Annotated in this window: 39 protein-coding genes and 1 pseudogene; 8 read left to right on the forward strand and 32 right to left on the reverse strand. The window is 60.3% G+C overall.

Features of this window, described 5'->3' with window-relative positions; all coding sequences use genetic code 11:
* Positions 1-77: 77 nt before the first annotated feature.
* Both acnD and prpF read left to right on the forward strand, forming a co-directional pair.
* Entirely contained in the window at positions 78-2,669 is a 2,592-nt protein-coding gene (gene acnD, locus NMB38_RS08100) for a Fe/S-dependent 2-methylisocitrate dehydratase AcnD (protein ID WP_027914612.1), read from the forward strand.
* 68 nt (positions 2,670-2,737) lie between these two features.
* A complete protein-coding gene (prpF, locus tag NMB38_RS08105; RefSeq protein WP_490805859.1) occupies positions 2,738-3,928 on the forward strand; it encodes a 2-methylaconitate cis-trans isomerase PrpF in 1,191 nt (396 codons plus the stop codon).
* Positions 3,929-4,071: 143 nt separating this feature from the next.
* On the opposite strand, the gene acnB is transcribed toward prpF, so the two are convergent.
* On the reverse strand, positions 4,072-6,681 hold the full coding sequence (gene acnB / locus NMB38_RS08110; RefSeq protein ID WP_028686940.1) for a bifunctional aconitate hydratase 2/2-methylisocitrate dehydratase: 2,610 nt from the start codon (positions 6,679-6,681) through the stop codon (positions 4,072-4,074).
* 403 nt (positions 6,682-7,084) lie between these two features.
* Between acnB and NMB38_RS08115 the strand changes: the two genes are divergently transcribed.
* Together NMB38_RS08115 and NMB38_RS08120 are read left to right on the forward strand one after the other, a co-directional pair.
* Complete coding sequence (locus NMB38_RS08115; protein WP_023536066.1) at positions 7,085-7,552, forward strand: DUF1289 domain-containing protein; 468 nt, start codon at positions 7,085-7,087, stop codon at positions 7,550-7,552.
* 196 nt (positions 7,553-7,748) lie between these two features.
* The gene (locus tag NMB38_RS08120) at positions 7,749-8,987 is read left to right on the forward strand and encodes a hypothetical protein (protein ID WP_059183131.1); all 1,239 of its coding nucleotides are present in this window, start codon (positions 7,749-7,751) and stop codon (positions 8,985-8,987) included.
* Between the two features lie 125 nt (positions 8,988-9,112).
* Here the strand turns inward: NMB38_RS08120 and queD are convergent, their stop codons facing one another.
* The 10 genes from queD to NMB38_RS08170 form a co-directional block, all read right to left on the reverse strand.
* Positions 9,113-9,469 carry a 6-carboxytetrahydropterin synthase QueD gene (queD, locus tag NMB38_RS08125; RefSeq protein ID WP_033695042.1) on the reverse strand — a complete coding sequence of 119 codons (357 nt, stop codon included), beginning with the start codon at positions 9,467-9,469 and terminating at the stop codon, positions 9,113-9,115.
* A 63-nt stretch (positions 9,470-9,532) separates the two neighbouring features.
* On the reverse strand, positions 9,533-9,745 hold the full coding sequence (locus NMB38_RS08130; RefSeq protein WP_132579024.1) for a helix-turn-helix transcriptional regulator: 213 nt from the start codon (positions 9,743-9,745) through the stop codon (positions 9,533-9,535).
* 25 nt (positions 9,746-9,770) lie between these two features.
* A complete protein-coding gene (locus NMB38_RS08135) occupies positions 9,771-9,947 on the reverse strand; it encodes a hypothetical protein (protein ID WP_494354936.1) in 177 nt (58 codons plus the stop codon).
* 36 nt (positions 9,948-9,983) lie between these two features.
* Entirely contained in the window at positions 9,984-10,193 is a 210-nt protein-coding gene (locus NMB38_RS08140) for a hypothetical protein (RefSeq protein WP_069017414.1), read from the reverse strand.
* A 51-nt stretch (positions 10,194-10,244) separates the two neighbouring features.
* Positions 10,245-10,430 (reverse strand): hypothetical protein, encoded by a 186-nt coding sequence (locus NMB38_RS08145; RefSeq protein WP_494354937.1) that lies wholly within the window; start codon positions 10,428-10,430, stop codon positions 10,245-10,247.
* Positions 10,427-10,807: a DUF4406 domain-containing protein gene (locus tag NMB38_RS08150; RefSeq protein WP_345956747.1), complete on the reverse strand. Its 381-nt coding sequence runs from the start codon at positions 10,805-10,807 to the stop codon at positions 10,427-10,429. Before NMB38_RS08150 ends, NMB38_RS08145 begins: the two co-directional genes overlap by 4 nt.
* The gene (locus NMB38_RS08155; RefSeq protein WP_494354938.1) at positions 10,804-11,025 is read right to left on the reverse strand and encodes a hypothetical protein; all 222 of its coding nucleotides are present in this window, start codon (positions 11,023-11,025) and stop codon (positions 10,804-10,806) included. The genes NMB38_RS08150 and NMB38_RS08155 overlap by 4 nt, the downstream gene beginning before the upstream one ends.
* Positions 11,022-11,345 carry a hypothetical protein gene (locus NMB38_RS08160; protein ID WP_494354939.1) on the reverse strand — a complete coding sequence of 108 codons (324 nt, stop codon included), beginning with the start codon at positions 11,343-11,345 and terminating at the stop codon, positions 11,022-11,024. Before NMB38_RS08160 ends, NMB38_RS08155 begins: the two co-directional genes overlap by 4 nt.
* 87 nt (positions 11,346-11,432) lie before the next feature.
* The gene (locus NMB38_RS08165; protein ID WP_494354940.1) at positions 11,433-11,657 is read right to left on the reverse strand and encodes a hypothetical protein; all 225 of its coding nucleotides are present in this window, start codon (positions 11,655-11,657) and stop codon (positions 11,433-11,435) included.
* Positions 11,654-12,436, reverse strand: a complete 783-nt coding sequence (locus NMB38_RS08170; RefSeq protein WP_494354941.1) for a hypothetical protein — start codon at positions 12,434-12,436, stop codon at positions 11,654-11,656. The genes NMB38_RS08165 and NMB38_RS08170 overlap by 4 nt, the downstream gene beginning before the upstream one ends.
* A 50-nt stretch (positions 12,437-12,486) precedes the next feature.
* On the opposite strand from NMB38_RS08170, the gene NMB38_RS08175 reads away from it, so the two are divergent.
* Both NMB38_RS08175 and NMB38_RS08180 read left to right on the forward strand, forming a co-directional pair.
* Positions 12,487-13,152 carry a hypothetical protein gene (locus NMB38_RS08175; RefSeq protein ID WP_494354942.1) on the forward strand — a complete coding sequence of 222 codons (666 nt, stop codon included), beginning with the start codon at positions 12,487-12,489 and terminating at the stop codon, positions 13,150-13,152.
* A 179-nt stretch (positions 13,153-13,331) separates the two neighbouring features.
* Positions 13,332-13,556 (forward strand): hypothetical protein, encoded by a 225-nt coding sequence (locus NMB38_RS08180; RefSeq protein ID WP_366548501.1) that lies wholly within the window; start codon positions 13,332-13,334, stop codon positions 13,554-13,556.
* Positions 13,557-13,605: 49 nt separating this feature from the next.
* Here NMB38_RS08180 and NMB38_RS08185 read toward each other — a convergent pair whose 3' ends face one another.
* On the reverse strand, positions 13,606-14,331 hold the full coding sequence (locus NMB38_RS08185) for a hypothetical protein (protein WP_494354943.1): 726 nt from the start codon (positions 14,329-14,331) through the stop codon (positions 13,606-13,608).
* Positions 14,328-14,573 carry a hypothetical protein gene (locus NMB38_RS08190; RefSeq protein WP_494354944.1) on the reverse strand — a complete coding sequence of 82 codons (246 nt, stop codon included), beginning with the start codon at positions 14,571-14,573 and terminating at the stop codon, positions 14,328-14,330. The genes NMB38_RS08185 and NMB38_RS08190 overlap by 4 nt, the downstream gene beginning before the upstream one ends.
* A gap of 128 nt (positions 14,574-14,701) precedes the next feature.
* Here NMB38_RS08190 and NMB38_RS08195 point away from each other — a divergent pair, with 128 nt between their 5' ends.
* Positions 14,702-14,872 carry a hypothetical protein gene (locus NMB38_RS08195; protein WP_368942218.1) on the forward strand — a complete coding sequence of 57 codons (171 nt, stop codon included), beginning with the start codon at positions 14,702-14,704 and terminating at the stop codon, positions 14,870-14,872.
* A 74-nt stretch (positions 14,873-14,946) separates the two neighbouring features.
* Here the strand turns inward: NMB38_RS08195 and NMB38_RS08200 are convergent, their stop codons facing one another.
* The 3 genes and pseudogenes from NMB38_RS08200 to NMB38_RS08210 all read right to left on the reverse strand — a co-directional run.
* Positions 14,947-15,576 (reverse strand): hypothetical protein, encoded by a 630-nt coding sequence (locus NMB38_RS08200; protein ID WP_494354945.1) that lies wholly within the window; start codon positions 15,574-15,576, stop codon positions 14,947-14,949.
* A 13-nt stretch (positions 15,577-15,589) separates the two neighbouring features.
* Positions 15,590-16,012 carry an HNH endonuclease gene (locus tag NMB38_RS08205; RefSeq protein ID WP_494355078.1) on the reverse strand — a complete coding sequence of 141 codons (423 nt, stop codon included), beginning with the start codon at positions 16,010-16,012 and terminating at the stop codon, positions 15,590-15,592.
* A gap of 6 nt (positions 16,013-16,018) precedes the next feature.
* Positions 16,019-16,108, reverse strand: a pseudogene (locus NMB38_RS08210) (NUMOD4 domain-containing protein); the annotation flags it as partial.
* 107 nt (positions 16,109-16,215) lie between these two features.
* On the opposite strand from NMB38_RS08210, the gene NMB38_RS08215 reads away from it, so the two are divergent.
* Complete coding sequence (locus tag NMB38_RS08215; RefSeq protein WP_494354946.1) at positions 16,216-16,689, forward strand: hypothetical protein; 474 nt, start codon at positions 16,216-16,218, stop codon at positions 16,687-16,689.
* Here the strand turns inward: NMB38_RS08215 and NMB38_RS08220 are convergent.
* The 16 genes from NMB38_RS08220 to NMB38_RS08295 all read right to left on the reverse strand — a co-directional run bounded on the left by NMB38_RS08220 (position 16,662) and on the right by NMB38_RS08295 (position 24,673).
* On the reverse strand, positions 16,662-17,258 hold the full coding sequence (locus tag NMB38_RS08220) for a hypothetical protein (protein WP_494354947.1): 597 nt from the start codon (positions 17,256-17,258) through the stop codon (positions 16,662-16,664). The genes NMB38_RS08215 and NMB38_RS08220 overlap by 28 nt on opposite strands.
* A complete protein-coding gene (locus NMB38_RS08225; protein ID WP_494354948.1) occupies positions 17,233-17,580 on the reverse strand; it encodes a DUF7740 domain-containing protein in 348 nt (115 codons plus the stop codon). The genes NMB38_RS08220 and NMB38_RS08225 overlap by 26 nt, the downstream gene beginning before the upstream one ends.
* A gap of 41 nt (positions 17,581-17,621) precedes the next feature.
* The gene (locus NMB38_RS08230) at positions 17,622-17,816 is read right to left on the reverse strand and encodes a hypothetical protein (protein ID WP_494354949.1); all 195 of its coding nucleotides are present in this window, start codon (positions 17,814-17,816) and stop codon (positions 17,622-17,624) included.
* Positions 17,817-17,828: 12 nt separating this feature from the next.
* Positions 17,829-18,332, reverse strand: a complete 504-nt coding sequence (locus tag NMB38_RS08235) for a hypothetical protein (RefSeq protein ID WP_494354950.1) — start codon at positions 18,330-18,332, stop codon at positions 17,829-17,831.
* Positions 18,329-18,958 carry a lambda exonuclease family protein gene (locus NMB38_RS08240; protein ID WP_494354951.1) on the reverse strand — a complete coding sequence of 210 codons (630 nt, stop codon included), beginning with the start codon at positions 18,956-18,958 and terminating at the stop codon, positions 18,329-18,331. Before NMB38_RS08240 ends, NMB38_RS08235 begins: the two co-directional genes overlap by 4 nt.
* Positions 18,945-19,889, reverse strand: coding sequence for a recombinase RecT (locus tag NMB38_RS08245; RefSeq protein WP_027916443.1), 945 nt, complete (start codon positions 19,887-19,889; stop codon positions 18,945-18,947). The genes NMB38_RS08240 and NMB38_RS08245 overlap by 14 nt, the downstream gene beginning before the upstream one ends.
* Positions 19,890-19,896: 7 nt before the next feature.
* Positions 19,897-20,967: a hypothetical protein gene (locus NMB38_RS08250; RefSeq protein ID WP_494354952.1), complete on the reverse strand. Its 1,071-nt coding sequence runs from the start codon at positions 20,965-20,967 to the stop codon at positions 19,897-19,899.
* Between the two features lie 157 nt (positions 20,968-21,124).
* A complete protein-coding gene (locus NMB38_RS08255) occupies positions 21,125-21,346 on the reverse strand; it encodes a hypothetical protein (RefSeq protein WP_494354953.1) in 222 nt (73 codons plus the stop codon).
* Positions 21,343-21,546: a hypothetical protein gene (locus NMB38_RS08260; protein ID WP_494354954.1), complete on the reverse strand. Its 204-nt coding sequence runs from the start codon at positions 21,544-21,546 to the stop codon at positions 21,343-21,345. The genes NMB38_RS08255 and NMB38_RS08260 overlap by 4 nt, the downstream gene beginning before the upstream one ends.
* Positions 21,543-21,962 (reverse strand): hypothetical protein, encoded by a 420-nt coding sequence (locus tag NMB38_RS08265; RefSeq protein ID WP_494354955.1) that lies wholly within the window; start codon positions 21,960-21,962, stop codon positions 21,543-21,545. The genes NMB38_RS08260 and NMB38_RS08265 overlap by 4 nt, the downstream gene beginning before the upstream one ends.
* A gap of 21 nt (positions 21,963-21,983) precedes the next feature.
* Positions 21,984-22,427 carry a hypothetical protein gene (locus NMB38_RS08270; protein WP_494354956.1) on the reverse strand — a complete coding sequence of 148 codons (444 nt, stop codon included), beginning with the start codon at positions 22,425-22,427 and terminating at the stop codon, positions 21,984-21,986.
* Entirely contained in the window at positions 22,424-22,765 is a 342-nt protein-coding gene (locus NMB38_RS08275) for a hypothetical protein (protein ID WP_494354957.1), read from the reverse strand. The genes NMB38_RS08270 and NMB38_RS08275 overlap by 4 nt, the downstream gene beginning before the upstream one ends.
* Before the next feature lie 291 nt (positions 22,766-23,056).
* The gene (locus NMB38_RS08280; RefSeq protein WP_494354958.1) at positions 23,057-23,287 is read right to left on the reverse strand and encodes a hypothetical protein; all 231 of its coding nucleotides are present in this window, start codon (positions 23,285-23,287) and stop codon (positions 23,057-23,059) included.
* A 62-nt stretch (positions 23,288-23,349) separates the two neighbouring features.
* Complete coding sequence (locus tag NMB38_RS08285) at positions 23,350-23,655, reverse strand: hypothetical protein (RefSeq protein WP_494354959.1); 306 nt, start codon at positions 23,653-23,655, stop codon at positions 23,350-23,352.
* Between the two features lie 58 nt (positions 23,656-23,713).
* Complete coding sequence (locus tag NMB38_RS08290; RefSeq protein WP_256127438.1) at positions 23,714-23,848, reverse strand: hypothetical protein; 135 nt, start codon at positions 23,846-23,848, stop codon at positions 23,714-23,716.
* Positions 23,849-24,241: 393 nt separating this feature from the next.
* Positions 24,242-24,673 carry a hypothetical protein gene (locus tag NMB38_RS08295; RefSeq protein WP_404697833.1) on the reverse strand — a complete coding sequence of 144 codons (432 nt, stop codon included), beginning with the start codon at positions 24,671-24,673 and terminating at the stop codon, positions 24,242-24,244.
* Positions 24,674-25,036 lie beyond the last annotated feature (363 nt).

Here is a 25,036-nt window from a genome sequence, read left to right on the forward strand (position 1 = left end):
GGCCTCGCGGGGTGGCCCAGCATGTCTGCCCGCACGCGCACCCTTGAACGCCATCCGTGACCGAGCCTGATAACGATATGAATACTGCCTACCGCAAAGCCTTGCCAGGCACCGACCTGGATTATTTCGATGCCCGCGCTGCCGTCGAGGCCATCAAACCCGGCGCCTATCAGGGCTTGCCCTATACCTCGCGCGTGCTGGCCGAGAACCTGGTGCGCCGCTGCAGCCCCGGTACGCTCCAGGCGTCGTTGGCCCAGCTGATAGAGCGCAAGCGCGACCTGGATTTCCCTTGGTATCCGGCCCGGGTCGTCTGCCATGACATCCTGGGTCAGACCGCGCTGGTCGACCTGGCCGGCTTGCGCGATGCCATCGCCGACAAGGGCGGTGACCCTGCCCAGGTCAACCCGGTGGTGCCCGTACAGCTGATCGTCGATCACTCACTGGCCGTCGAATGTGGCGGCTATGATCCCCAGGCGTTCGAACGCAACAGGGCCATCGAGGATCGCCGCAACGAAGACCGCTTCCATTTCATCAACTGGACCAAGAAAGCGTTCAAGAACGTCGATGTCATCCCGCCTGGCAACGGCATCATGCACCAGATCAACCTGGAGAAGATGTCGCCCGTGGTACACAACGATCACGGCGTGGCCTACCCGGACACCTGTGTCGGCACCGACAGCCACACCCCTCATGTGGACGCATTGGGCGTGATTGCCATCGGCGTGGGAGGGCTTGAGGCCGAGAACGTCATGCTCGGGCGCGCCTCCTGGATGCGTCTGCCGGAAATCATCGGCGTCCAGCTCACCGGCAAGCTGGCGCCCAACCTGACGGCAACCGACTTGGTATTGGCCCTGACCGAATTTCTGCGCAAGCAGAAGGTGGTCGGCGCCTACCTCGAATTCCATGGAGAAGGCGCCCGTGCTCTGACGCTCGGCGATCGCGCCACCATCTCCAACATGGCTCCAGAATATGGCGCCACGGCGGCCATGTTCGCCATCGATCAACAGACCATCGACTACCTGCGTCTGACGGGCCGCGAGGAACAGCAGGTCGCACTGGTAGAGACCTACGCCAAGGCCACGGGTCTATGGGCCGACAGCTTTGCCGACGCAGTCTACGAGCGCACTCTGGACTTCGATCTCTCCAGCGTAGTGCGCACCATGGCGGGCCCCTCAAACCCCCATGCCCGGGTGGCCACCAGCGAGCTGGCCGTCAAGGGGATTGCGGGTGCCTGGGAGCAGGTACCCGGGCAGATGCCGGACGGGGCGGTGATCATTGCAGCCATCACCAGCTGCACCAACACCAGCAACCCGCGCAACGTGATTGCCGCCGGGTTGCTGGCACGCAATGCCAACAGGCTGGGGCTGGCGCGCAAGCCTTGGGTCAAGTCATCGCTTGCTCCTGGATCCAGGGCTGTACAGCTGTACTTGGAAGAGGCGGGCCTGGAGGCGGAGCTCGAAGCGTTGGGCTTCGGCATCGTCGCTTTTGCTTGCACCACCTGCAATGGCATGTCCGGCGCCCTCGACCCGACCATCCAGCAGGAAATCATCGACCGGGACCTGTACACCACCGCGGTGCTGTCTGGTAACCGAAACTTCGATGGCCGTATTCACCCGTATGCCAAACAGGCATTTCTGGCGTCCCCACCCTTGGTCGTGGCCTACGCCATCGCGGGTACGATCCGTTTCGATATCGAGAAGGATGTGCTGGGTGTGGCATCGGATGGGCGGGAAATCCGCCTCAAGGATATCTGGCCCAGCGATGACGAAATCGATGCGATGGTTCGCGCTGCGGTCAAGCCCGAACAGTTCCGCAAGGTCTACATTCCCATGTTCGCCGTGGAGCAGGACCACGGGCCCAAGGTCGCGCCGCTGTACGACTGGCGTCCCATGAGCACCTACATCCGTCGCCCACCCTACTGGGAAGGCGCCTTGGCTGGGGAGCGCACCTTGCGTGGCATGCGCCCACTGGCGTTACTGCCGGACAACATCACCACCGATCACCTGTCGCCCTCCAATGCCATCATGCTCGACAGCGCAGCGGGAGAGTACCTGGCCAAAATGGGCTTGCCTGAAGAAGACTTCAATTCCTATGCCACCCACCGTGGAGATCACCTCACGGCTCAGCGCGCCACCTTCGCCAACCCCAAGCTGTTCAACGAGATGGTGCGCAACGAAGATGGCAGTGTAAGGCAGGGCTCGCTGGCACGCCTTGAGCCCGAAGGCCGAGTCATGCGCATGTGGGAAGCGATCGAGACCTACATGCAGCGTAAGCAGCCGCTGATCATCGTGGCCGGTGCCGATTACGGTCAGGGCTCTTCACGCGACTGGGCTGCCAAAGGGGTTCGTCTGGCAGGCGTGGAGGCCATCGTCGCCGAGGGGTTTGAGCGCATCCACCGCACGAACCTGGTGGGTATGGGCGTCTTGCCCCTCGAATTCATGCCAGGTACAGACCGTAAGGTACTGGGCCTGGATGGCAGCGAAACCTATGACGTGATCGGCACCCGTACACCGCGCGCCACCCTGACCCTGGTGGTTACCCGTCGCAACGGAGAGCGTTTTGACGTACCGGTGACCTGTCGCCTGGATACGGCCGAAGAGGTGTCGATCTACGAAGCGGGCGGTGTGTTGCAACGTTTTGCCCAGGACTTCCTCGAAGCGACCGTTTAACGCGACGTGGCCGCATTGCGGCCCTAGGCGCCCCCCCTGGCTCGGGCCCATCCAAGAGGCTTCAATTAATGGCACATGCACCTCAAATCAAGATTCCGGCCACTTACATCCGTGGCGGCACCAGCAAAGGCGTGTTCTTCCGTTTGCAAGATCTGCCGGAACAAGCGCAAACGCCAGGTCCGGCACGCGATGCCTTGCTGCTGCGGGTAATCGGCAGCCCCGACCCCTATGGCAAGCAGATCGACGGCATGGGCGGGGCAACGTCCAGCACCAGCAAGGTCGTGATCCTGTCCGCCAGCGAGCGGCCTGATCATGATGTGGACTACCTGTTCGGCCAGGTCAGTATCGATAAGCCTTTCGTGGACTGGAGTGGCAATTGCGGCAACCTTTCCGCGGCAGTAGGTGCGTTCGCCATCGGCAGTGGCCTGGTAGACCCCACGCAGTTAGCCGGCACCGGTGTCGCCACGGTGCGTATCTGGCAGGCCAACATCGGCAAGACCATCGTGGCTCATGTGCCGATGGACAACGGTCAGGTGCAGGAGACCGGCGACTTCGAGCTTGATGGCGTGACGTTCCCGGCCGCCGAAGTGCAGCTGGAGTTTCTTGATCCGGCTGCCGACGACGATGGAGAAGGCGGGGCGATGTTCCCTACCGGTAACCTGGTGGACGATCTGGAGGTGCCAGGGGTTGGCACCTTCAAGGCTACGTTGATCAATGCCGGTATCCCAACGGTGTTTCTCAATGCAGCCGACCTTGGCTACAGCGGTATGGAGTTGCAGGATGCCATCAATGGAGATCCGGCTGCCCTGGAGCGGTTTGAGACGATACGGGCCCATGGTGCGCTGCGCATGGGGCTGATCGAGCATGTAGAGCAGGCTGCCGCCCGCCAGCATACCCCCAAGGTAGCATTCGTGGCGCCGGCACATGCCTATCTCGCCTCAAGTGGCAAGCAGGTCAGGGCGGAAGATATCGACTTGCTGGTGCGCGCCATGTCCATGGGCAAGCTGCATCACGCGATGATGGGCACTGCTGCAGTCGCGATCGGCACGGCGGCGGCCATCCCGGGGACACTGGTAAACCTGGCTGCAGGCGGCGGTGAGCGCAGTGCAGTACGCTTCGGGCATCCATCGGGCACCCTGCGGGTTGGTGCAGAAGCACGCCTGATCAATGGGCAGTGGTCGGTGACCAAGGCCATCATGAGTCGTAGCGCTCGCGTGTTGATGGAAGGCTGGGTGCGCGTTCCTGGTGATAGCTTCTGACAGGCGTGCTCGCCGCCGCCTGGTCACGTTCACGAAGGCGTCTGCAGGTCTTTAGCAGGTGCCCGACCGTTTGAAATGGCAAAAAAAAGCCCCGGCATCACTGCCGGGGCTTTTTTCATGCAGCCAGTCGATGGCTGCCTGGCTTACGCCTGGACCACTGGGATCTTGGCGTTGGCGGCCGCTTCGCGGAACTCGGCGATCTGGTCGAAGCTCAGGTAGCGGTAGACGTCGGCAGACATGCTGTCGATGTCCTTGGCGTACTGCATGTACTCTTCGACGGTCGGCAGCTTGCCGATGATCGAAGCCACCGCAGCCAGCTCGGCCGATGCCAGGTACACGTTGGTGGCGTCGCCCAGGCGGTTCGGGAAGTTACGGGTCGAGGTCGACACCACGGTCGAACCGGTCTGAACTCGCGCCTGGTTACCCATGCACAGGGAGCAGCCCGGCATTTCCATCCGCGCACCGGCTTTGCCGTAAATGCCGTAGTAGCCTTCTTCGGTCAGCTGGTGTGCATCCATCTTGGTCGGCGGGGCCAGCCACAGACGGGTCGGAATACCGCCCTTGACCTTTTCCAGCAGCTTGCCAGCGGCGCGGAAGTGGCCAATGTTGGTCATGCACGAGCCGATGAAGACTTCGTCGATCTTCTCACCCTGTACCGAGGACAGCAGGCGAGCATCGTCCGGGTCGTTCGGGGCGCAGAGCACAGGCTCCTTGACGTCGGCCAGGTCGATTTCGATGATTTCGGCGTATTCGGCATCGGCGTCGGCCGACAGCAGTTCAGGGTTGGCCAGCCAGGCTTCCATGGCCTGGGCGCGACGCTCCAGGGTGCGTGCATCGCCGTAGCCTTCGCCGATCATCCAGCGCAGCAGGGTGATGTTGGACTTCAGGTACTCGGCAATGGCTTTTTCCGGCAGCTTGATGGTGCAACCGGCAGCCGAACGTTCAGCCGAAGCGTCCGAGAGCTCGAAGGCCTGCTCGACGGTCAGTTCGTCCAGGCCTTCGATTTCAAGGATGCGACCGGAGAAGGCGTTTTTCTTGCCCTTCTTCTCGACGGTCAGCAGGCCTTGCTGGATGGCGTAGTAAGGGATGGCGTGCACCAGGTCACGCAGGGTGATGCCAGGTTGCAGCTTGCCTTTGAAGCGCACCAGGATCGACTCTGGCATGTCCAGCGGCATGACGCCGGTGGCGGCAGCGAAGGCTACCAGGCCGGAGCCTGCAGGGAAGGAGATGCCGATCGGGAAGCGGGTGTGCGAGTCGCCACCGGTACCCACGGTATCGGGCATCAGCATGCGGTTCAGCCAGCTGTGGATGATGCCGTCCCCTGGGCGCAACGACACGCCGCCACGGGTGCGGATGAAGTCTGGCAGGGTATGGTGGGTGGTGACGTCGATTGGCTTCGGATAGGCCGCGGTGTGGCAGAACGACTGCATCACCAGGTCGGCGGAGAAGCCCAGGCAAGCCAGATCCTTGAGTTCGTCACGGGTCATGGGGCCAGTGGTGTCCTGGGAACCCACGGTGGTCATCTTCGGCTCGCAGTAGGCGCCTGGGCGAACGCCCTGGCCTTCCGGCAGGCCACACGCACGGCCGACCATCTTCTGCGCCAGAGTGAAGCCCTTGCCGGTGTCGGCAGGCTGCTCTTGTTTCTTGAACAGGTCCGATGGGCCCTGGCCAAGCTCGGCACGGGCTTTTTCGGTCAGGCCGCGGCCGACGATCAGAGGGATACGGCCACCGGCACGCACTTCGTCGAGCAGCACTTCGGTCTTGAGCGCGAACGTGGTTACCAGCTCATCGCTTTCGTGACGGCGTACTTCACCTTTGAACGGGTAGACGTCGATCACGTCGCCCATGGCCAGGTCGGTGCAGTCGAACTCGATCGGCAGGGCGCCGGCGTCTTCCATGGTGTTGTAGAAGATCGGGGCGATCTTGGTGCCGAAGCAGAAACCGCCAGCACGCTTGTTTGGCACGTACGGGATATCGTCGCCGAAGAACCACAGCACCGAGTTGGTGGCGGATTTGCGCGAAGAACCGGTACCCACCACGTCACCCACGTAGGCGACCGGGTAGCCCTTGGCCCTGACTGCTTCGATCTGAGCCAGCGGGCCCACCGAGCCTGGTTGCTGCGGCTCGATGCCGTCGCGGGCCATTTTCAGCATGGCCAGGGCGTGCAGCGGGATGTCAGGGCGCGACCAGGCATCTGGGGCAGGGGACAGGTCGTCGGTGTTGGTTTCGCCAGGCACCTTGAACACGGTCAGGGTGTATTTCTCGGCGATGGCCGGGCGCGAGGTGAACCACTCGCCGGCGGCCCAGGATTCCAGCACGGCCTTGGCATGAGCATTGCCGGCCTTGGCTTTTTCAGCCACGTCATGGAAGGCATCGAACATCAGCAGGGTATGCTTGAGCTGCTCGGCCGCGACGGCGCCCAGCTCGGCGTCATCCAGCAGCACAACCAGCGTCTCGATGTTGTAGCCGCCCTGCATGGTGCCCAGCAGTTCGGTGGCGTGCTTGCGATCGATCAGCGGCGAAGTGGCTTCGCCCTTGGCGAGAGCCGAAAGGAAAGCAGCCTTGACATAGGCCGCCTCATCGACGCCAGGCGGTACGCGGTTGGTGAGCAGGTCTACGAGGAAGGCTTCTTCGCCGGCCGGCGGGTTTTTCAGCAACTCGACCAGGCCTGCAGTTTGTTCGGCGTTCAGCGGCTGGGGCACGATACCCAGCGCGGCGCGCTCTTCGATGTGTTTGCGGTAGGCTTCAAGCACAGTATTTCCCTCATCAGTGGCCCCTTTAAGGGGTCCGGGACGCTCATCCAGCATTCCTTGCACCCATGCGCCGTCATGGCTTCTTGGGCCGCCTGGCCAGGGTCGCAAGAAATCCTTGCGGAAGCTGCTTTCAAAGTTTTACGCCTGCAGAACGAGTATCTGATGAGGGCTGGCTCGGGCCTGCGGGGATGCAGGCCCGGACCAACGTCGTTCTGCCGGATCAACTGTGCTCGTGACGCTTTGAAAACAGCTTCCAACGGACATTGTTGCCTTCGAAAAGGCCGGATGATTCTACGGTATAAATCGCTGGAAGGTAAGGCGGCGATGATGACTTTAGCGGGTGACCCTGGTTAGACAAAGGGCTAACATGGCCGCGTACTCCACCTTCAAGCCGTTGTATTTCATGTCCAACAAGTCCATCAAAACGCCCTGCGTCGGCCTGTGTTCCACGGTTTATGGGGACACCGTATGCCGGGGATGCAAGCGTTTCCACCATGAGGTCATCCACTGGAATGGCTACGACGATGCGCAGAAACGCGCGGTTTGGTTACGCCTGGAGCAACTGCTGGTTCAGGTGATGATGGCCAAGCTTGAGGTGTTCGACAAAGGCGTGCTGCGCCAGCAACTGGAGCAGCGTGCCATACGGTATGTCGAGCAGCAGTCCGAGTACTGCTGGGCCTACCAGCTCATTGCCAGGGGCGCGCGCATGATTCGGGATTTGGAGGCCTACGGCATGGCCTTGCTGCCCGAGTTCCGCGACTGGGAACTGCCGCAACTGCGCGATGCGATTGATCGTGAGTTCTTTCTGTTGTCAGAGGCGCATTACCAGCGCTACATCGCGCCATCGTTTCTCAACAGCGCGTTGGAGTAGTCGTCTTCTCCTCTACTTCGCTGTTTGGCCCTCCACTAGCGTCGAGCTTGCGATTCAAGGGGGACCTCGGTCAGTGCCAGCGGGGTGAACTCAGGTCGATCGATTCGACATTCTTGATGTAGAGCGCTTCCTTCTGCAATGCGCGGCCGGCGTTGCTTAGCGTTTAGCTCACATTGCGACCCAAGAGTGAGCCATCATGACCGACTACATTTATCATCCTGAACTCTCGTTTCTTGCCCGCTGCTGGTGGCAGTTGACCGACGAGCTGATTCAGCCGGATCGATGGTGGGACTACCAGGACAAGCTTGCCCCTATGTGGCTTCACGTCGGCGGGGCCGGTATCCACAACGATCATTGGTATAACTACTGGCGAGCTGAGCCCGAGGGAAAGGGGCCACTGCAACTGGCGCCAGAGGACTACACCAAGGACGGCCACCGGTATGGCGAGCTGTTCTGGTTCGGTGCCTACGTTGCTGCCTCAGGGGAGGATGGGGCGAAGTTGTGCTACGAAATCCGGCCTTACGACAGCGGGTGGCGGCCGTTGAACCGTATCCTCTACAACAATCCCTCTACGGTGTCGGGGTACGTTGCGGTCAAACGCGAGAATGAGCCAAGCGCCGGGCAGCCGCGTCTTTCCAATCCCACCCATTTATGGTCGGTGCAGGCAATGAACTACGCCGGTATCAAGCGCGGTGCGCGAATGTGCAACCTGATTCTGGAGAATGCCCAAGGGCATCGCGTAAGGCGCTATAAAGAAGCAGACGCATCGCTCATCAATACCGTACGCGGCGAGCCTGGCCGGATAGCACTGGAGATTCTCGACTATGGTCATCAGGCTCGCGAGTGGGCTTGGGGAACGGCGCTGGAAAAGGCGCGTGCCAGGTACAGATTTCAGCCTCAATACAGCTTCATTGGACGTGCCTGGTGGCGGCCTGACGGTGAATCAACCGCAGGAGGCCTGGTAACGGCAAGGTTCGACGAAGGCAGTGAGTGGTCTCCCAGAGCTGGGCTAGTGGTCGAGACGAATGATTTCTTTGGGAATCGCTGGAACATCGCCGAATTTCGCATGGCATGCGACCACTTTTGGTTTGCCGCCTACAGCGATGGGAACAGCCATGTCTATGAGCTATGGCCGCTCGACAGTCACGGCAGGCGCCTCGACTTTACCCTAAGAGAGCAGCGCGGTTGGACGACAAGCCTGGCCAAGCGCTGGACCAGCCAGCGAGCGCTTCCGGACTTTCTCTGGAAGCTCGAAGGACTTGATCCCAAAACCTTGGACGAAGGTACATCTGTCCTCAATGTGCAGTTGCAGCACTTGAGCGGCGGACCTGCGACGTTGCTGTGGCCCCAGCATGGCCGTCGGTTGATCACGGGCCAGCAAGGACAGCACGGTTCGCTAACGATTCACGTGCTGGAGACGGCTGCCCGCTGCTGATCGGGTGGAGTTGGATCGGGGCAGGTTCGCTGCTGGGCCCCCAGGACGCCGGACCAGGCAAGGCTAGGCGTTGTGGGCGTGGGCTTGGGCGTGAGCGTCAGCGCTTGACGAGCCTGCCTACGGGCTCAGTCCCCGCTGTATTCGCAACCACTGGTGCACGTCTCGTGGATACGCACCTTGGACAGTTCTGGCAGCAACGGTTTGACCTGATCCCAGATCCATTTGGCGATGACTTCGCTGGTGGGGTTTTCCAGGCCAGGGATGTCGTTCAGGTAGTTATGGTCGAGCTGCTCGTAGATAGGTTTGAACACCGCCTTAATTTCGGCGAAGTCGCGAATCCAGCCGGTATGCGGATCGAGTGGACCCGTCAGATGAAGGCCGACCTTGAACGAATGCCCATGTAGACGCCCGCATTTATGGCCTTCGGGCACATGGGGAAGGCGGTGGGCGGATTCGAACGTAAATTCTTTGAAGATTTCCACTGGTGAACCTGTAAAGCTGGTGGGATAAGGGCTTGAGCGCGATCTGGCTTTCCAGTGTACTGCTCAATGTACTGATTGGTCGTCGCTGGGGGTTAGAGAGGTCATCCACTGAGTGATGTCCGACTGTCGCCAGGCGACCGAATTGGGCCCTATCTTAACCTGTTTCGGGAACGTCCCTTCACGGATTCTTCGATAGACGGTGTTCCGACCCATGCCCGTGACGTGCAGCACCTCGTCCAGGCGGAGCAAGCGATCAATGTTTTCTGAGTGTCGCATTGGGTGTCTCCTTTATATAGACGGGTCACGCCAGAAAGTGGTGCCCGACCTTCGCCGCCCGGGCGGCTTCCTCGGTGCGGAACATGAGCTTTGTTTTGCTGGGACTGCCCCAGCTGTCGTACTCCACATCGACCCACCAATGGCCGAACATACGGTATGGCTCGCTGAGGATCTTCGTAACGTAGCAGTCGACTAGATTCATGGGATGGTCTCCACGCCGCCGGTGGAGGCAGGTTGGTCAGTTGGTGCGGAAGACTTCTTCGCATACGGCGCGCATCTCGCTTCTGGTCCTGGCCGGCTCGCGGCCAAACCACTCTTCAGCCAGGCGCGCCAGGTCGTCGCGGATCGTTTGCCAGCCATTGCCGCGGCGCATGGCAACCACACGCACTTGATCGCCAAGCGACTGGCATTTGCTGAGCTTCGTGCATGAGCAGATGAAAATGGCCATGGGTCATCCTCGCCCGCGCGTGTCGGCGGGCTTGAGTAGTAGTGGGATGGGTTAGAGCAGGTGGGCGCCGGCATTGAGCATGCCGTCGCGATCCTCGCGCAGGCTGTCGCGCTCCTTGGCCAGGCGCTGGATCTCGCGGTGCAGGTACTGGGCGATGGTCTCGCCGCCGCGCAGGTCGGCTGGTTTTACGCCCTTAAGCACGGCCTCAAGTTCGTGGAGGGTGAGCTGCTCGATCATGCTGCCTCCGGGGTATCTATCGCCTCGGCGCTGGCGGCAAGCAGAATCCGCATGCCGATCTCCTTGGCGATGTGCACCTCAAGGCGAGCGCCGCGCGACCGAGACCAGCCTGGCAACAGCATCATCGCTTCGCAGGTCGAGAGTCGGCCGATATCGAAGCGAAGGTAGTCGGCCCATTCGGCGCCGTTGACGTGGCCGTGCTCGGCCGGATTTTCAACGTGCCAACCCTCGGCACGCATGGTTGCTGCCATGGCGTGAAACGCCGGAAAGTTGAACTCAGGCAGCCCGGTCATGGGGCCGGCGATGTAGACGCGGTTGGCGCGGTCTTCGGTGAGAAGCACGGTGCGCTCGGCGGCGGTTACGTTCGATTGGCTCACAGCTCATACCTCTCATCAATCCAGCGCCCAGGCGCCAGAGCGGGTGTAGGTTCGGGTTGGGTTTCGTGCGGGGAGAGATGGCGCCGCGTGTCAGCGTTGAACTCGCAGGTGCTGGCGCGTGCCTGGCTGCAGTTCTTGCCGGAGGCGTCGATGCAGACCTCGAATTTGCAGCCGGCCAGGGTGGCCAGCAGCAGGAGGCAGAGGGCGAGGCGGGTCATCTGCGCACCTTGTGGCGGACCCACACGCAAATCGGTCCGTCCTCGGTGTCATGGATGGAAAAGACGAACCAGCCATCACCCGTCGGTTGCGAAGGATTCCAGCTGGTGCAATCTGCCGTGCCGTCGTGGTACCAGGCTGCCTGCAGGGTTTCGGGTGCGTCGTACTCAAACTCAACCTCCTTTACGTCCAGGCCGCGATCATGGAACCACGCATAAGGAATCAACTCCTCTTCCGTGGATGGCCACGCTGGGTGAGTCCAGAAACCGTGCTCATCACGCTCAACGGCTACAGGCTGAATCAGTTGCTTTTCTTCAGGCATGACTTCGTCCTTGGCCGCCATATCGCGGCAGTGAATAGAGGGGAGAGGGGTTACAGTGGGATGGAGTACAGATGTTCTCTTGGACGGTTAGACTTGTCCGCGCATGTATGCAGCCATATCGCCCATCTGCTCGACGATGGCGTGTTCCTCGGCCGCTATGGCCTTGGTGATGCTGCTCTTGCGCTTATGGCACCTTCGGCAATCGACCTTGGCCCAGTCGCCAGACAGTTCGGAGGATTCCCCTAGCCATGTGCCGCAGGGTGCTTGCTCAACGTCTTCCGGGTCGGTGAATGGTGCGAAGTGCGTCTTCACGACTTCACCTGCGGCTCTGTGCTGGCGGATAGATGATCACGAACTTCTGCACGAACCCTTGCGCGCTCCTCAGGCGCGACATTGGTCCAGCCGAACTCTCGCACTTTGCGTAGCAGAGCCTGCGCCTCGGCGAGCTGGGCGCGCAGCCTTCCACGCTCGTCAATCAAGCGCGCTGCATGCTTACGGTGGTTTTCGCGCAGCCGCTCAACCTCGACAGGATCGGCAAGCGAAGGGGCGTCCAGCTTGTGGAACTGGGCCACACGGTAAGCAAGTCTTGCCAGGGCTTCGGCTAAGTTCGGTCCGTGGTCATGGTGCAGAAGGCCAGGAACGGTAATTTCGACGTCACTGTGGCCGAATACTTCGTCCCGGTCGTAGCGTTTCACGGACTTTCGCGCCACCTCGCCAGGGCCAGTCATCGGCCCCAGCCCAACAATCTGCAGCCCAGTTTCCGCCGCATCCCTCTCTGCCTCTTCTTTGGTCCACCAGAAGGCAGTACCAACCATCCAGGCTATAGGGTCGGGGTGGGGCACAGCTGCTGCGCGCTTGTTCCACTCTTTCACTGCCTGGTCATGGCCTGGCTGGTCTTCGCATTCGTGCTGCTGAACTCCGACTGGACCTCGAGCAAGACAGGCTGAGTACTCGTCAGTTCGGCCCTGGCAGATGACGACAGAGGCATCGCTGTCGAGCTGCTCAACGAAAGCGTCTTGCTGACCGCAGTGCGGACACGGGTTCAGCTGCGCAGCGATGTCTGTGTTGCTGGATCGGTTTTCTGTGGGCATGGGGATACCTCGCGGCTATAGTTGGCCGCTTTCCAGGAGGGGATCAGTCGGTGAAAAAAATCACCTTTTTGACACTCATCTATGTGGCGGGAATTGCGCCGCTAGTAGCCATTAGATGGGGCGAGTTTCAGCAGTTGAGCTTGAACGAGTTAGGAGATTTTCTCGCCGGGGCCGTAGGGCCGCTCGCTCTAATTTGGCTGGTCTTCGGGTACATGCAACAAGGGGAGGAGCTTAAGCAAGGAACTAAGGCTCTCGAGCTGCAGACTGAGGAATTGAAGAACTCAGTAGATCAGCAAAGTAAGATCGCGGTCGCACAGGAGGTGTCCCTTAGAAACTATGAGCGCTCGCTAGAGCCCCTGATTAGGCTCAGCGCTAATGACGCTGGATGGAGGGATGATGATTTCTACTGCGTTATAAAGGTCGAAAACCTCGGTGAGTACTGTGAGCACGTGGTGCTCAATGTCCACTACGAGAGGCGCAAAATAAAGCCGAAGCACATAGATCCACTTTTCAGCGGGGATTCTGCGGAAGTCTGGATTAATGGGCTGGACGAGTGGGATGACTTCGATGTGGTTGTAGAGTACGTCGTAAGAAGCGGGCGTCGTAATTCGCAGAGCTTCGCGATTTCCACGTGGTATGACGAGGAAGATCGAAGACATTGTTATTTAGTGCGAAAAAATGCTTTCTTGACAGTTGCAAATGGTAATGAAGGGTGACGGGGATTCCATCATTCGCACAGCCCCTAAGCCGATGAATACTTTTGGCGATCATAGGTTCGTGCGATCAGATCATGTTGTGGTCCTTGCGTGCAGGCCCCGCCCTCGCCGGGGTGGCGTGATCAGTGGAAGTGGGGTATTCGTGTTACACGGCATGGAGCCGGATTAAGGAGATATTGGTGCGTTACAACTTGAGCGACAGCATGATCAAGGTCGGCATGACTCTTGAAGAGGTTACTGAAATCGTCGGTGAAGAAGCGCTTGGCGGTTGGGGGAAGCGCGGACTCATGGGCAGGCCCGAAAGACAAAAGAGCTTCTACTTCATGGACCAAACGAAGTGGTGTGTTGTCTGGTTCGACGACTCTGACGTGGTGGTTGCAAAGACCACGATGGATATACGTTGAGCGCTTAACGAAGCTTTGTGGGACTGACGACTGCCCACGAGGCTTCGGCTTACAACGCCATTTCCACCTGGGCATTTCTATGCCAGATAGGTGCGCTTGTGTGTGCCTCAATTCGGTCGGCGATCACGCTGGCGCGCTGGCCGGCCGACGGCGGGGTGTACATGCCGAAGCGGCTTATGCTGCCGCCGTTGACCGCAGCGTTGGTGCTGTCGGCAGATGCCAGCGGCAGGCTCTGGAAGATTGCTGGGTCAAGCATTCTCAGGCCGTGCAGGCGGCATTGCGGCCGGCCCTGGTCGTCGCAGATGGCGTCCATTGCGGCGCCCATACGCTTCCACCATGCTGCTGTGCCCGGTGAACGCCACTGGCCTGAACTGCCCAAGGCGACCATGCGCCAGGACTGGGCCAGGCGCTGCAGGCGCTCGATTGACTCGTGCATGTGCCAGACCGGCACGCCGGGCAGGTGGCTAGGCCATTGTTCGAGCAGTCGGTCGCTGGCGTCTTCGTCGCCGTCGATCACGTCAGGGATCAGCGCCCAGTCGAAGCCGGGGTGCCGGTGCCAGTCATCCACCCAGCGGGTGTAGCCATCTACATCGACCTGGCCGCCTTTCTTCCAAGCGGTGAACGCGCCGTTGTCGAAAACAAACGACTGGCAGGCCTCGGCGACGATGCCCATGTCGTCTTGCCGCGGGAACGGCACCAGGGCGTGCCGGCCGGCCAGCAGCCGCGCCGCGTCTTGCCGTGAGCCGCCGATCGGCGTGCCGTGGTAGTGAATCATCCGCTCAGCCTCACCGTTTCGATCTCGACGCCCTGATGCACCGCCTTGATCAACTGGTCGCCACCGAATCGCTCGGCCAACTGGTCGGCGATCTGCTCGTGCCAACCCTGCTTGATCAGCGCGATGGCGGTCTTGATGTGCTCCACGCGGATCATCGACTGGCTGCGAATCTCCAGGTTATAGACGATCACCTCCGCATCGCTTGGGCAAACGGCGGTGAAGGTGTGGCGGTAGATGTTCATGGGCGATCCTCGCCGGGGAGGCGTTATCGTTGAATAGGGGAAGGCGCTGGCTACTGGCTCAGCGCCATGTTTTGCCGAGGGAGTCGATATTTGATATAACGCCGGGCCATTTCTCAGGAAGGAACCTCATGAAACGCACAATCATCGGCGCAATCCTTGTCGCCGTCACTGCGCTGTCGCTGAGCGGATGCTTTGAGTCAGAAGACGAGCAGAAAGCTAAGGCGCAGCAGGAATCCAGTGACAAGCTCTGGGACATCCCTAAGCCAGATCGGAGCAAGGACAAGGGCTTTACGCCCTGATTTTTCTGCTGCCATCGACGCCGCCGATATAGGGCGGCGTTTTCGTTTAAGAGCTGGCGGGCAGCGCCGGAGTGTCAGGGGCAGTTGTTCGCGCCGCAGTTCTGGCAGTCGTTGAGGAATCGGCCGTCCCAGCTGATGAAGCGTCCGCAGCCGTGGCAATTGAGCGGTCGCTCCCAAGGCTTGCGTTGCTTTCGAGGAACCACCAGTTCAATGCCGGTACCTTGCAGGGCCTCTTTGATATTCACATCCCGCTTGTGTACCAGGCGCCGTGCCTTGGCTTCTAGGTAAGCCAATGGCCAGATCACTGCTTCCTCTGGGGTGTTGCCGATTGCCTCGGCCGCATCAAGGGTGAGGTGATGTGCCTTCTCGAACCGGAAGGTGTGGCCTATTGGCCATCTGGCCAGGGCAATGTCGTTCCCGTTCCCGTTCCAGTGACCTGGGATCTGCAGGACAACGGTGCAACCTGGGGTCAGCTGGTTGCGGGCTTCGTCCAGGCAGATGTACTGGTGGTCGACGCCGAGATGTGCGCGGGCATCAACGTAATCTTTTGGCCAGGGAATGTCTGTTTCCCGGTGGCCACAGGCCTGCTCCTGCGTGAACAGCTCGGCCTTGTCGAGGTTGGTGGTGTAGCCGCCCCCAAGGGCCCAGAACATGAGGCCGTCACCCGTGTTGCTGCGGCTGTCCTGAAGGTAGAACTGGCTCATGGCTTTCTCCTCTTTACGCCTTCATTGGCAGGCAGTCATGCCAGCGATAACCGCCATGACGACGGCGCCGACCTTCGATGCATCGCTGAATTGATCCGCGATGGAATCCATCTTCCAGGGCTTGGCGAATGCTCGGGTAGCAGAGCGATACCGGGCCGCTAGTGCTTTCAGCCACCACTGGGCGCACGCGCTTCAGCAGCACTCGGCATGCATGTATGTTGTTCTCGCCGGATGAGGTCCATTCGAGGTTCTCACGGCAGTTGTTGTCCTTGGCGCCATCAATGTGGTTGACGTGAGCAAGGCCATCAGGGTTTGGCAGGAACGCCTCCGCCACGAGGCGGTGGACATAGACATTGGTCCTTTGGCCCTTGGTGCAGAGCACCAACTTCATGTATCCGCACCGGTCGGCAAACTGCTTCAGCAGACGCTGAGGCACTCGGCCTGCGCCTTGGGCTACCGATTTGACCTGGCCTTGGGAGCTGACCAGGTAGGATGACTCGAAGCCGGGAACCGGCCTCCATTCTGGATGCATGGGTTATCTCCCGAGCATGCGCCGCCCTCCGTGCTGGTGGCGGCATGGTGGCAATTTGGTTTGGGATGGAGTATTACGGGTGACTACACAGCAGAAGGAATTGGAGAATGGCTGACGAGCTAACCAAGGTTACCGTCGCATTTATTTCCGGCGCTGCGGTAATTGCCGGCATGGCTGTTCAGTGGGCCCTAAATTCGATCAGTGCTGACATCGCTGCTCGTCGCGCTGAGAAATCTGATAGACGTAAATCCATTGAGGAAAAGTATCTCTCGGTACAGGCCTCGATTGACTTATTCCTAAGGTCCAAAATCACAGGTAATGAGCTCGATAGGGAGTTGGCTCATCTTAAAGCAGTCGTGGATCTTCTTGCCGATGTGAAAGTCAGAGAGGCGTTTAATCGGTTTGTTCTTGAATTAGCTGCATTCCAGAAAAATCTGATCACTTCGAAGAAGAACCATGTGTACTTCACAGATGCGGGTGAAGAGTTTCCGAATGAATGGAATCGGATCATTGATGCTCAAGACGAAATCTCAAGCGCAATGCGTGATCACATTCATGGGCTTCGCTCGTTCAAAGACTGACAATGCTCATGCTCTGCGATCAGTAGCAAGCCTTTGTCGTCAGGATCTGCGCCAAGCCTGATGTCCGGGGCACGAATTTCACGCTGCATTCGCCATTGATCCAGTGCGCGCGCCACGGAATTGCTGATAACGAAATCGTGGCGCGGAGGTAGTGCGAGAAGCGTGAGGGTTTGAATCGGCCCAAGTGCATGGGCGCGCTCGATCAGCAGGCGAACAATGAAGCTGCGGTCGATGGCGTTGATCCACTCGCCCAATGTGTCGAGCTGCTGCACGGTGCCGCGCCGGGCCATGAGCCTGATCTCGGCTCTTTCGGACTTGATGTGCTGATCGCTTTCTATTTCGATGCGGGCGCCGGCGGCGAAGAAGGGAAACTTGTCCCGACCGAGCTTGTGGGCGTTGTATATCAGCAGGGTAAGCGCCTCGCTGCTTTCGGCCATCTCGCCCCAGAGCATCAGTTCCGAGAGCTGGGCGGCGTGCGTGGCGGTGACCTTCAAGCGCAGATCTTGTTCGCCCAATCGCTCCTGCTTTTCTCGTCGCCGGTCATCACGCTGCTTCGGCGTCAGAGCCATCATCTTCTCCATTGCGCACAAAGCGGGTGCCCGGCCCGATGTCGAGCAGGTCGCATACCCGGTTGATGATCTTGAGCGCGGCGTCGAAGACCTTGGCGTCGTCCGGCTCGCGGGATAGACGTTTCAGGTTCGGCTGGTGCTCCAGACAGACCTTGTCGACTAGGCGCCGGGCCAGGCTGCGCACTGCATCGGCGCTGTCGTCGAAGCGCAGGCTCAGCGCAAAGGCCACGGCCACATCATCAGGCCGGTACTGGCCGCCGCTGCGGGTGATGTACAGTTTGCGCACCGGCTTTCGCGCTGGCGCATCGAATAGGGTTGCCATGCTGGACCTCCTGCAGGCCGCTTGGGGGAATACTCAGGTGCTCACGCCGCCTTGTTCTTTGCAGCGCGCTTCGGATTTTTCTGCTCAATCTCGAGGTCCATGTCATTCCAGCCGGCAAGAAACCATGCGCCGTGGAATGTGGTGGGGTTGAAGGGGCTGGCCAGCTTGCTTGCGCCGTTGCGCCGGCACTGGCGGCCATCGTAGTAAACGCTGGGGTGTTCGCCTTGATCGCTCATCCGCTACTCCAGTCACCGCTTGAGCGGGAAGTCGATGTCGAATGCAGCGATTATCCGCTGCAGCTTGCGGTCGCCAATGCCGAGCTGGGCAGTGACCCTGCACCTGGATGCTCCTGAATCACGCAGGGCGATGATCTGATCGGCGACTCGCCTGTCGGCCGCTGCCTGGTCAATCACTGCCTTCTCTGGCCTGACCTTCTTCGGCGGCGAGTAGAACTTGAAGCCCTCCCTCGCAGCGATTCCCCACATAGCGCCTTTGGTCGTGCCCAGCAGCTCTGCCACCTGGCCGCAGCTCATGGTCTTGGCCAGTTCGGCGACCTTGGCGGCGCGCTCCCTGGCCGCAGCCTTCTGCTTGCTCAGCGCTTTTTCGTGGCGCGGGCTGGAACGCTTCGGCTTCGGCTCAGGGTGCTTGCGCTGCCGAAACGGCTGGTAGGTGAATCCCTCCAGCACGACAAGCTGGCCGCCAGAGGAGAAGAAGGCAGCTTTCGCTGCCTCCAAGTCGATTGATGGGTTCATGCTGCCTCCTTCATCCGCTCGCGCATCTCCTTCTCCAGGTCGGCGAGCTCTTCGAGAAACGCCGACACCTCGGCCTCCATGTCGCGGATACGCTTGAAGTCACGTTCGAAGCGGTGGCACACGTACTGCAGCTGCTCGGGCAGCCTATCGTCGTAGCTGACGAAATCGGCCCAGGCTCGCTCGGTGCAAGCGATCTGCGCCAGCATCTGCCACTCGTACTGCGTATCGTGGCGGCCGGACTGAATCGTGACGATGTGGGTGGCCGTGTTGGGGCACTTGATCTCCAGCAAGCCATCGCTGCCGACCAAGCCGTCAGGGGATGCGCCGAAGTGTGCGATGCGCGGGTGCATGACCAGGCCGGTCTCAACCACCATCAGACCCTTGTCAGCCTCATAGGCCATGCACGCGAACGGCTCGAGCTCGACGCCGCGCTGTACTGCGGCATTGCGCGACAGGTCAGCGCCACCAGCCTGGCCGGTGAGCCGCTCGCACAGAAGCTCCATCATGTAGTTCTTGCGGGTGGCCGACGGCGCGCTGCCGCGTCCGGTAGCCATCACATCCTTCACGCGGCTTGCGGTGACACACCCAAGGCGTGCCGCGAACCATTCAGCGCTACGCTGCTCCATCTAACACCTCCTCAGATTCACCTTCGATTGGCGCTGCCTGGGCCTTGAGCGCGTCGGCGCGTTTGGTGACCTCAGCCTTAAAGCGGGCATGGCCGACCTTGTCCTTCGCCTGTCTCATGGCTTCCGTGGCCTGCTGGTACACATCGGCCAGCGCCTCAAGGCTGCCTGCCTTCTGCGCCAGAGCGATCCAGCTGTTCGCTAGCTCCGGATCGTTCGGCGCCGATCCCGCCATGCTGGCCAGACCCTCACCCCCGTCCGTGTTCAAGTGGTGAATCGCTTGTTCCAGGCGCTCAGTCTTCGGCCAGTACTTGTAGCCACGCTTCACCACGGTCTTCTTGGCCATCTCGCCCGGGTCGGTGACCCAAGGGCAGGATTTGTTCTTGCTGACCCAGGCCTTCCAGGCGCTCGATCTATCCCGGATGGCGTTCACATCCTCGATGCTCATGGTTTCGGTCAGATAGTCGCCGTCGGCGGTCTTCACGACCACGTAAACGCCGATCACCTCACCTCGATCCTTGGCAAATGGGTTGTAGGAATGGGTGGGCGGCTTGTCGAAACCGTTCAAGCTGAACGCATCGGCGGCATAGACCAGTTCGGCCTGAGCCCAGCGGATGGCGCCGGTCGCCATAGCCAGGTCCATCAAGCCGATGTAGCTGATGTCCAGGCAGATGCGTCCGTCGCGCGGGACCAGATAGGCCTGCTTTTTGGCCGGGTTCAGGCTGATGCCGATGGCAGCGATGTTGGTGATCGCGTTGGCCACCGACTGTCGGTTCTGCATGGCGACCTTGGTGGCGTACTCGCTCGAGGTGATGACCTGGATGGCGAATTCGGCCTCGCGCTCGAAGTTAAGCGAGCGGTCAGTCAGTACGTTAGCGAACTGATTCCGCTGCGCGTAAATGTCCTGCGAGATGATGGCTACTGCTTGGCTCATGGCGACCTCAGTAGGAAATGGCGATGTTGGGGATCTTGCGCTGGACGATCAGAGTAATAGCCTGCTTGGCGCATTCCTCGGTCATGCCGCCGGCGACGAAGGCCTCCAGGGCGGCGCGGTTGATGCTGGCACGGTGGTTCTTGTCGCGCTCCCGGGCTTCCTGTTGCCGCAGGATTTCGGCAGCGGCGGCATCGGCCCGGCGGCGTTCTTCCTGGCGCGCACGCTCGGCAGCTTCTTCAGCCCGGCGCGCGGCATCTTGGCGCTCCTGCTCCGCACGCTGCTCGGCGGCGATGCGGTTTGCCTCAGCTTGCTCGATGGCGCGCTGCTGGGCTGCGGCCTGTTCGATCAGTTCCTGCTCGCGGCGGGTGGCGGCATCGCGCTCGGCCTGCTGCTCACGGGCCACACGCTGGCGCTCGGCCTCCACAGCCTGCTCCTGCGCTAGGCGGATACGGTCGGCCTCGGCGCGCTCGTCTGCCTCGCGGCGCAGACGGGCCAACTCGGCTTGCTCAGCTTCGATCTGCTCGCGCTTCTGCAGCGCTGCCCGCAAGGTGTTCAGAATCTTTTCCTTGGCGTTTGCGGCCTCGGCCTCGAATTCTTCCCAGTGGGCGCCGAGCTGCATGCCTTCAGCCTCAGCGATCAGGCCTTTGATGTGCAGCGAGCTCAGTTCGCCCAGGTCATCTGCCAGCGTCTTCAACCAGTTCAGCCGGTCGTTGTGGCGATCAATCCGAGAATCCTCGGCTGCTTCCCACTCGGTGAGTGGTCGGCGCGTCTCGTCCCGCAGGGCGTCCATCTTCGTCACGAAATCGCGCAACTCGGCCTCGACCACCTTTGGCATTTCCTTTAGACGGCGCAGGTAGTCGCGGCCCGGCTTCTCCACCGCGGTCTTTGATTTGCTGACTTTGGCAGCCAGGCTAGCGATGCGCTCACGCCCCTTGCGGGTTTTGAGGTCAGGCACCTCGCCCTCTACCTCACCCTTTACCAGATCGATGAATTGCTGAAGGCCACCGGCTACATAGAGGACAGGGGCGTTCGCTTCGCTAATCTCCTCGATCTTCACGGCGAGCTGTTTTTCAGACATGCGTTTCTCCCGCGCCATCCATGCGGTGGGCGCTGACAAGTTGGTTATTGGGTGATAGAGCCAGCCAGAGCGCTGGCCAGCATGAAGGCGGTGCAGGCGAATAGGGCAGAGAAGGAGCCGCGCCAGATGACCAGGCGGCGGGCGCGCTGGTAGCGGGTCACAGCTGCACCTGGTAGCCGACTGTCCATTCACCACACAGGCAAGCTCGACAGTGCCAGGCCTCTGGATTGGCGATGAAGCCATCGGCGGCAGCCTGCATGGCATCGTGCATGGTCGGTCCCTTGAAGACCATCAGCACCTGACCATTTGGCAAGGCCATCGACTCAGGCAGTTCGGCGATCTGCTCGTCGATGAGCGTTGGGAAAACGGGAGTAGTCACGCAGCCTCCTTGCGCCTTACGGCAATACGCCGAATGCGCTCGCAGTAGTGTTTGAACTCCACGTCATCGATGGCGAGGAGAGAGAAGTAGGCGACCACCAGGGTTTCGGCCTTGGCGTCCTCTACTGGGCCTGAGCCCGGCAGAAGCATCGTTTCGATGGCGGCCTCGATGGCGCTGACAGCCAAGCAGTGAGGGCTCATAGCTCATTCGCCAAGTCAGCTTCGTGCTGCACGCCCTGCTCGGCGTACCCTTCAAGCATCGACTCGGCAATTTCAAAAAGCTTGCCGCTGACGTGATCGCTTGGACCGAGAATGTCGGGGACCATGCTTTTCACCGGCCCGCCGGCCTGCGCCTGGAGCAGCAGCAGGGCCAGGGCGTTGAGGTCGTCCTTCTCAGCCTCTTGCAGAGCGCGAAGGTGATCGGCCAGCCTGGCCACGAACTGTTCCTGACGGACGCCAACCGGAGCGCCGAAGCGCTGCGGGATCAGAACGTCGCAGCCGCCAACAAGGCTTTCAGCGTTGCTCTCGATCCACTGCTGCGCCGCTTCCTGATAGGCCGAGTCGTCGGCTGGCTCAGCATGGTCGTACCGCCATTGTGCTGCTTGAAGTGCGGACATGGTCGCCTCCAGGTGGTGGGTTCAGTCGGTGTATGCGATGTACTTGAAGCGGCCGTTTCCGAATCGCTCGAAGCGGCCGCCAAAGGTGCCGCGAACCTCGCGCTCAACCTCCTCGCGGGTCATGTGTTCGGGATAGACGCCTTCCTTGATCATTGAAGCGTTGGTGTGGGGAACGAATCGCCAGCTGACCTTTGTGTTGTCCAACGGGGCATTTCTGGCGCGCTCCCACTCTTCGGCCTGTGCCTTCCAGAAGTCCTTTTCCTTCTGGCTGATTGGCTCTGGCTCGGGCGCTGGGTCTTCTGACTCCTCCCAACCGCACGACTCGCAGTAGCCGCGAGGCGCGGTACACGCGCCGCAGGGTGGGTTGATGTGGCAGCTGCAGTTCTCTACATCGTGCGATTCGATGACGCCTTGGCAGCCTTCACGGCCGCAGGTGTCACCTTCGCAATATCCAAGCTCGCTCATGGCTTCACCCTGGCGGCGAGCATGGCGTCGGCCATCTGGTAGGTGCACTCGGCAACACCGCGGTTGATGCTGTCCCACTCTCCAGCGTCGAAGTAACCGCCGTCGAATGCGGCCCAGGCAATGGGTAGCGCCTTGGCCGCGAAGTAGTCGCGAATGGTCAAGCCGAAGCATGTGCCGTGGCCGCCATACTCACTGGCCTGAACCGGGAAGGCTGGCTGCTCGCCGGCCTCGGTTGGCTGGCACTCGAAGCAAATACCGCCGACCTGCTCAGATTCTTCAATGCAGCTTTCACAGCGCAGGCAGTGGCCTACGCCAGATGGTTCTGGTGGCTGGTGCATGGGTTGTCCTCTTGACCGCATTGTTCAGGCGTCAGGCGCGGGTGACTAAACCCACCGTGAAAGGTGGCCTGGCGCCTGCCTAATGCGGTCGTATGTGAAGGGAAGGGGATGCCGATAAAGTTCGGCTGGGTGAGCCTTACGATTTGTAAGGGTCACGGTCATGCGCTTTACGATGTGTCTGCATCGGGGTGTGATCTGTATGACGTTTGCCGCCCATTGCTCTCGCGCGGGGAGACGGTACTCAGATCACACCCCAATGCAGCCTGCGATGGGGAGCAGGGCATCGGGCAGTTAACGACAGGCTGTCGTGGCGCTTGCTTCGAAGGCTGCGCGCTCCAGCTCCATGCATTGCTCGTAATGGGTCATCGCGATCGGCATGTGGTAGCTATCCAGAGGCCATTTACTGACCTTGCAGCCCTGACCTGCCGGGCAGTGAAAGACGAAGAGCTCGCCCTCGTCCTTGTCCATTTCCATGCTTACCTTGGCACCGCTGTCGAAGCGGTCTTCGATAATCGTGGTCATCTTGAATTGCTCCGTGGGGTTGATTTCCCGTCTGGCCCTGTCGGCAAGGCCAGCCAGTGAAATCAGATCACCGCAGTCAGCGTCCGAGTGCCATCGGCGTGCTGCGTGGTGATGTTCATACCGATGCGGTGCGGTGCGCTTTTCTGAATCGCCAGCGCGGCCTTACTGAAGCGCTCATCGAAAGCGCCTTCACCATCAGGCAGATGGGAGGTGCAGGTCAGGCGGGAGCAGTCTTCGCCGTTCGGGCCTTCACCGTCGTGGGCGATGTTGAAGCTGGCGATCATTGCAATGCCGTGCTCGCGGCAGATGCCGATGATGCTTTGCATCAACGGGCTGATTTGGTCGTCGTAGATTTCTTCTTTGTTCACATGAATGCCCTCGGGTTGATTTCCCAGCAGCCACTCATAGGAATGGCTGCGAGTGAAATCACCAGGAGCGTGGGCGGTGCATCAGCTCAAGGATCAGCGCCTTTTCGTAACCCGGAACGAGGCAGTTGCAGGTGTTGTTGATGCGGTCGGACTTCACGGCGACGCGGGCTTTGCGGAATTGCTTGCGGTTCATGTCGTGTTACTCCAGTTGATTTCCAATGCCGGCTCAGCGAGCCGGCATCAGTAAATCGTTCTGTCCCATTACCGCCGGGGTGGCGGGGCGCATTGCATGCCCGGGTCGTTCTCTCGGTTCAGGCGTTTCACCTTCGTCAGCCGTACAGGGTTCTCCCTGTCGTGGGCAGCCTTTCGGGGCTGTCTGATCGCCGGTCGCCGGTAGAGGCAATGCGGTCTGTTGGTTGTTGCGCTGGTTGTTAAAGAGCGGTCGGCTTGAGGGCCTGTCGAGGGGCTGTGTAGTGCCGCCCGGCGATGTGAACATTAGGCATTCCTTCTTTTGGAGTCAATAGGCATTCCTAACTTTTTTCTTTGGGCAATAAAAAACCCGCTCGAAGGCGGGCTGCTGACTGGTTTATTTTTTTGGAGGAGGGGATGCTACCGACTCGGGAGGTGTAGAGCTTTGTGAGCCTTTCCCTGAGTCAAATGCAGCCATGGTTGTTTGCATTGCCCCGAGTACGTTCGACTGGTTCGCGTAGTAAGCGCCTACAAGAATAGCTACCACAGCTAGTAGCTGGACTCCCACAGCAGCCCAGTAATTGGATTTGACCGTGGCTGCAACCTTTGCGGCCTCTTCAGCTCCCTCTGCTGCTTTAGCCGCTCGCTCGGCAAGCATTTCCAAGCGCTTGTCACGCTCTGCTTGAGCTTTATCGCGCTCGAGCTGTATCGCCGCTTGAGCTGCGAGAAAGCTGTCGATCTTAGAAGATACGGCCTCTATTCGAGCATCCATCCTAGCCTCGGTTGCCTCGAGCTTAGCATTGAGTTCGTCGCGAGTGATTTCGTTCATAGGGGTAGTATGCGCCTGTCGCCGGGTAATTTCAGCCCTTTGGTACCGAGTTGGCGGCAGGTGCTGCGCACCAAAGAGTTTACGCTCATAGGTGCTCATCGCTGCTGCCCCCTGGGTTTTCCTTTAGCCAGGCCGCTATGACGCTTGCATTATGTGGTCTTAGGAATGCGCAATTACTGCACTCCACGCTGAGAATAAAGATCTCTTGGCCGCCTCGAACCTGATTAGCAGAATAAATATAGGCCTTGCTTGCATCATCATTTTTGAAGGGTACCAACCACCCAGAGCTGCCACAAAATGGGCAGTTGGCATTTGCTGTCTTGGTAGTGAGAAACCTGACTGCATCATCAAAGTTTAAGTCCA

Source organism: Pseudomonas sp. FBCC-B35 (assembly GCF_059133755.1).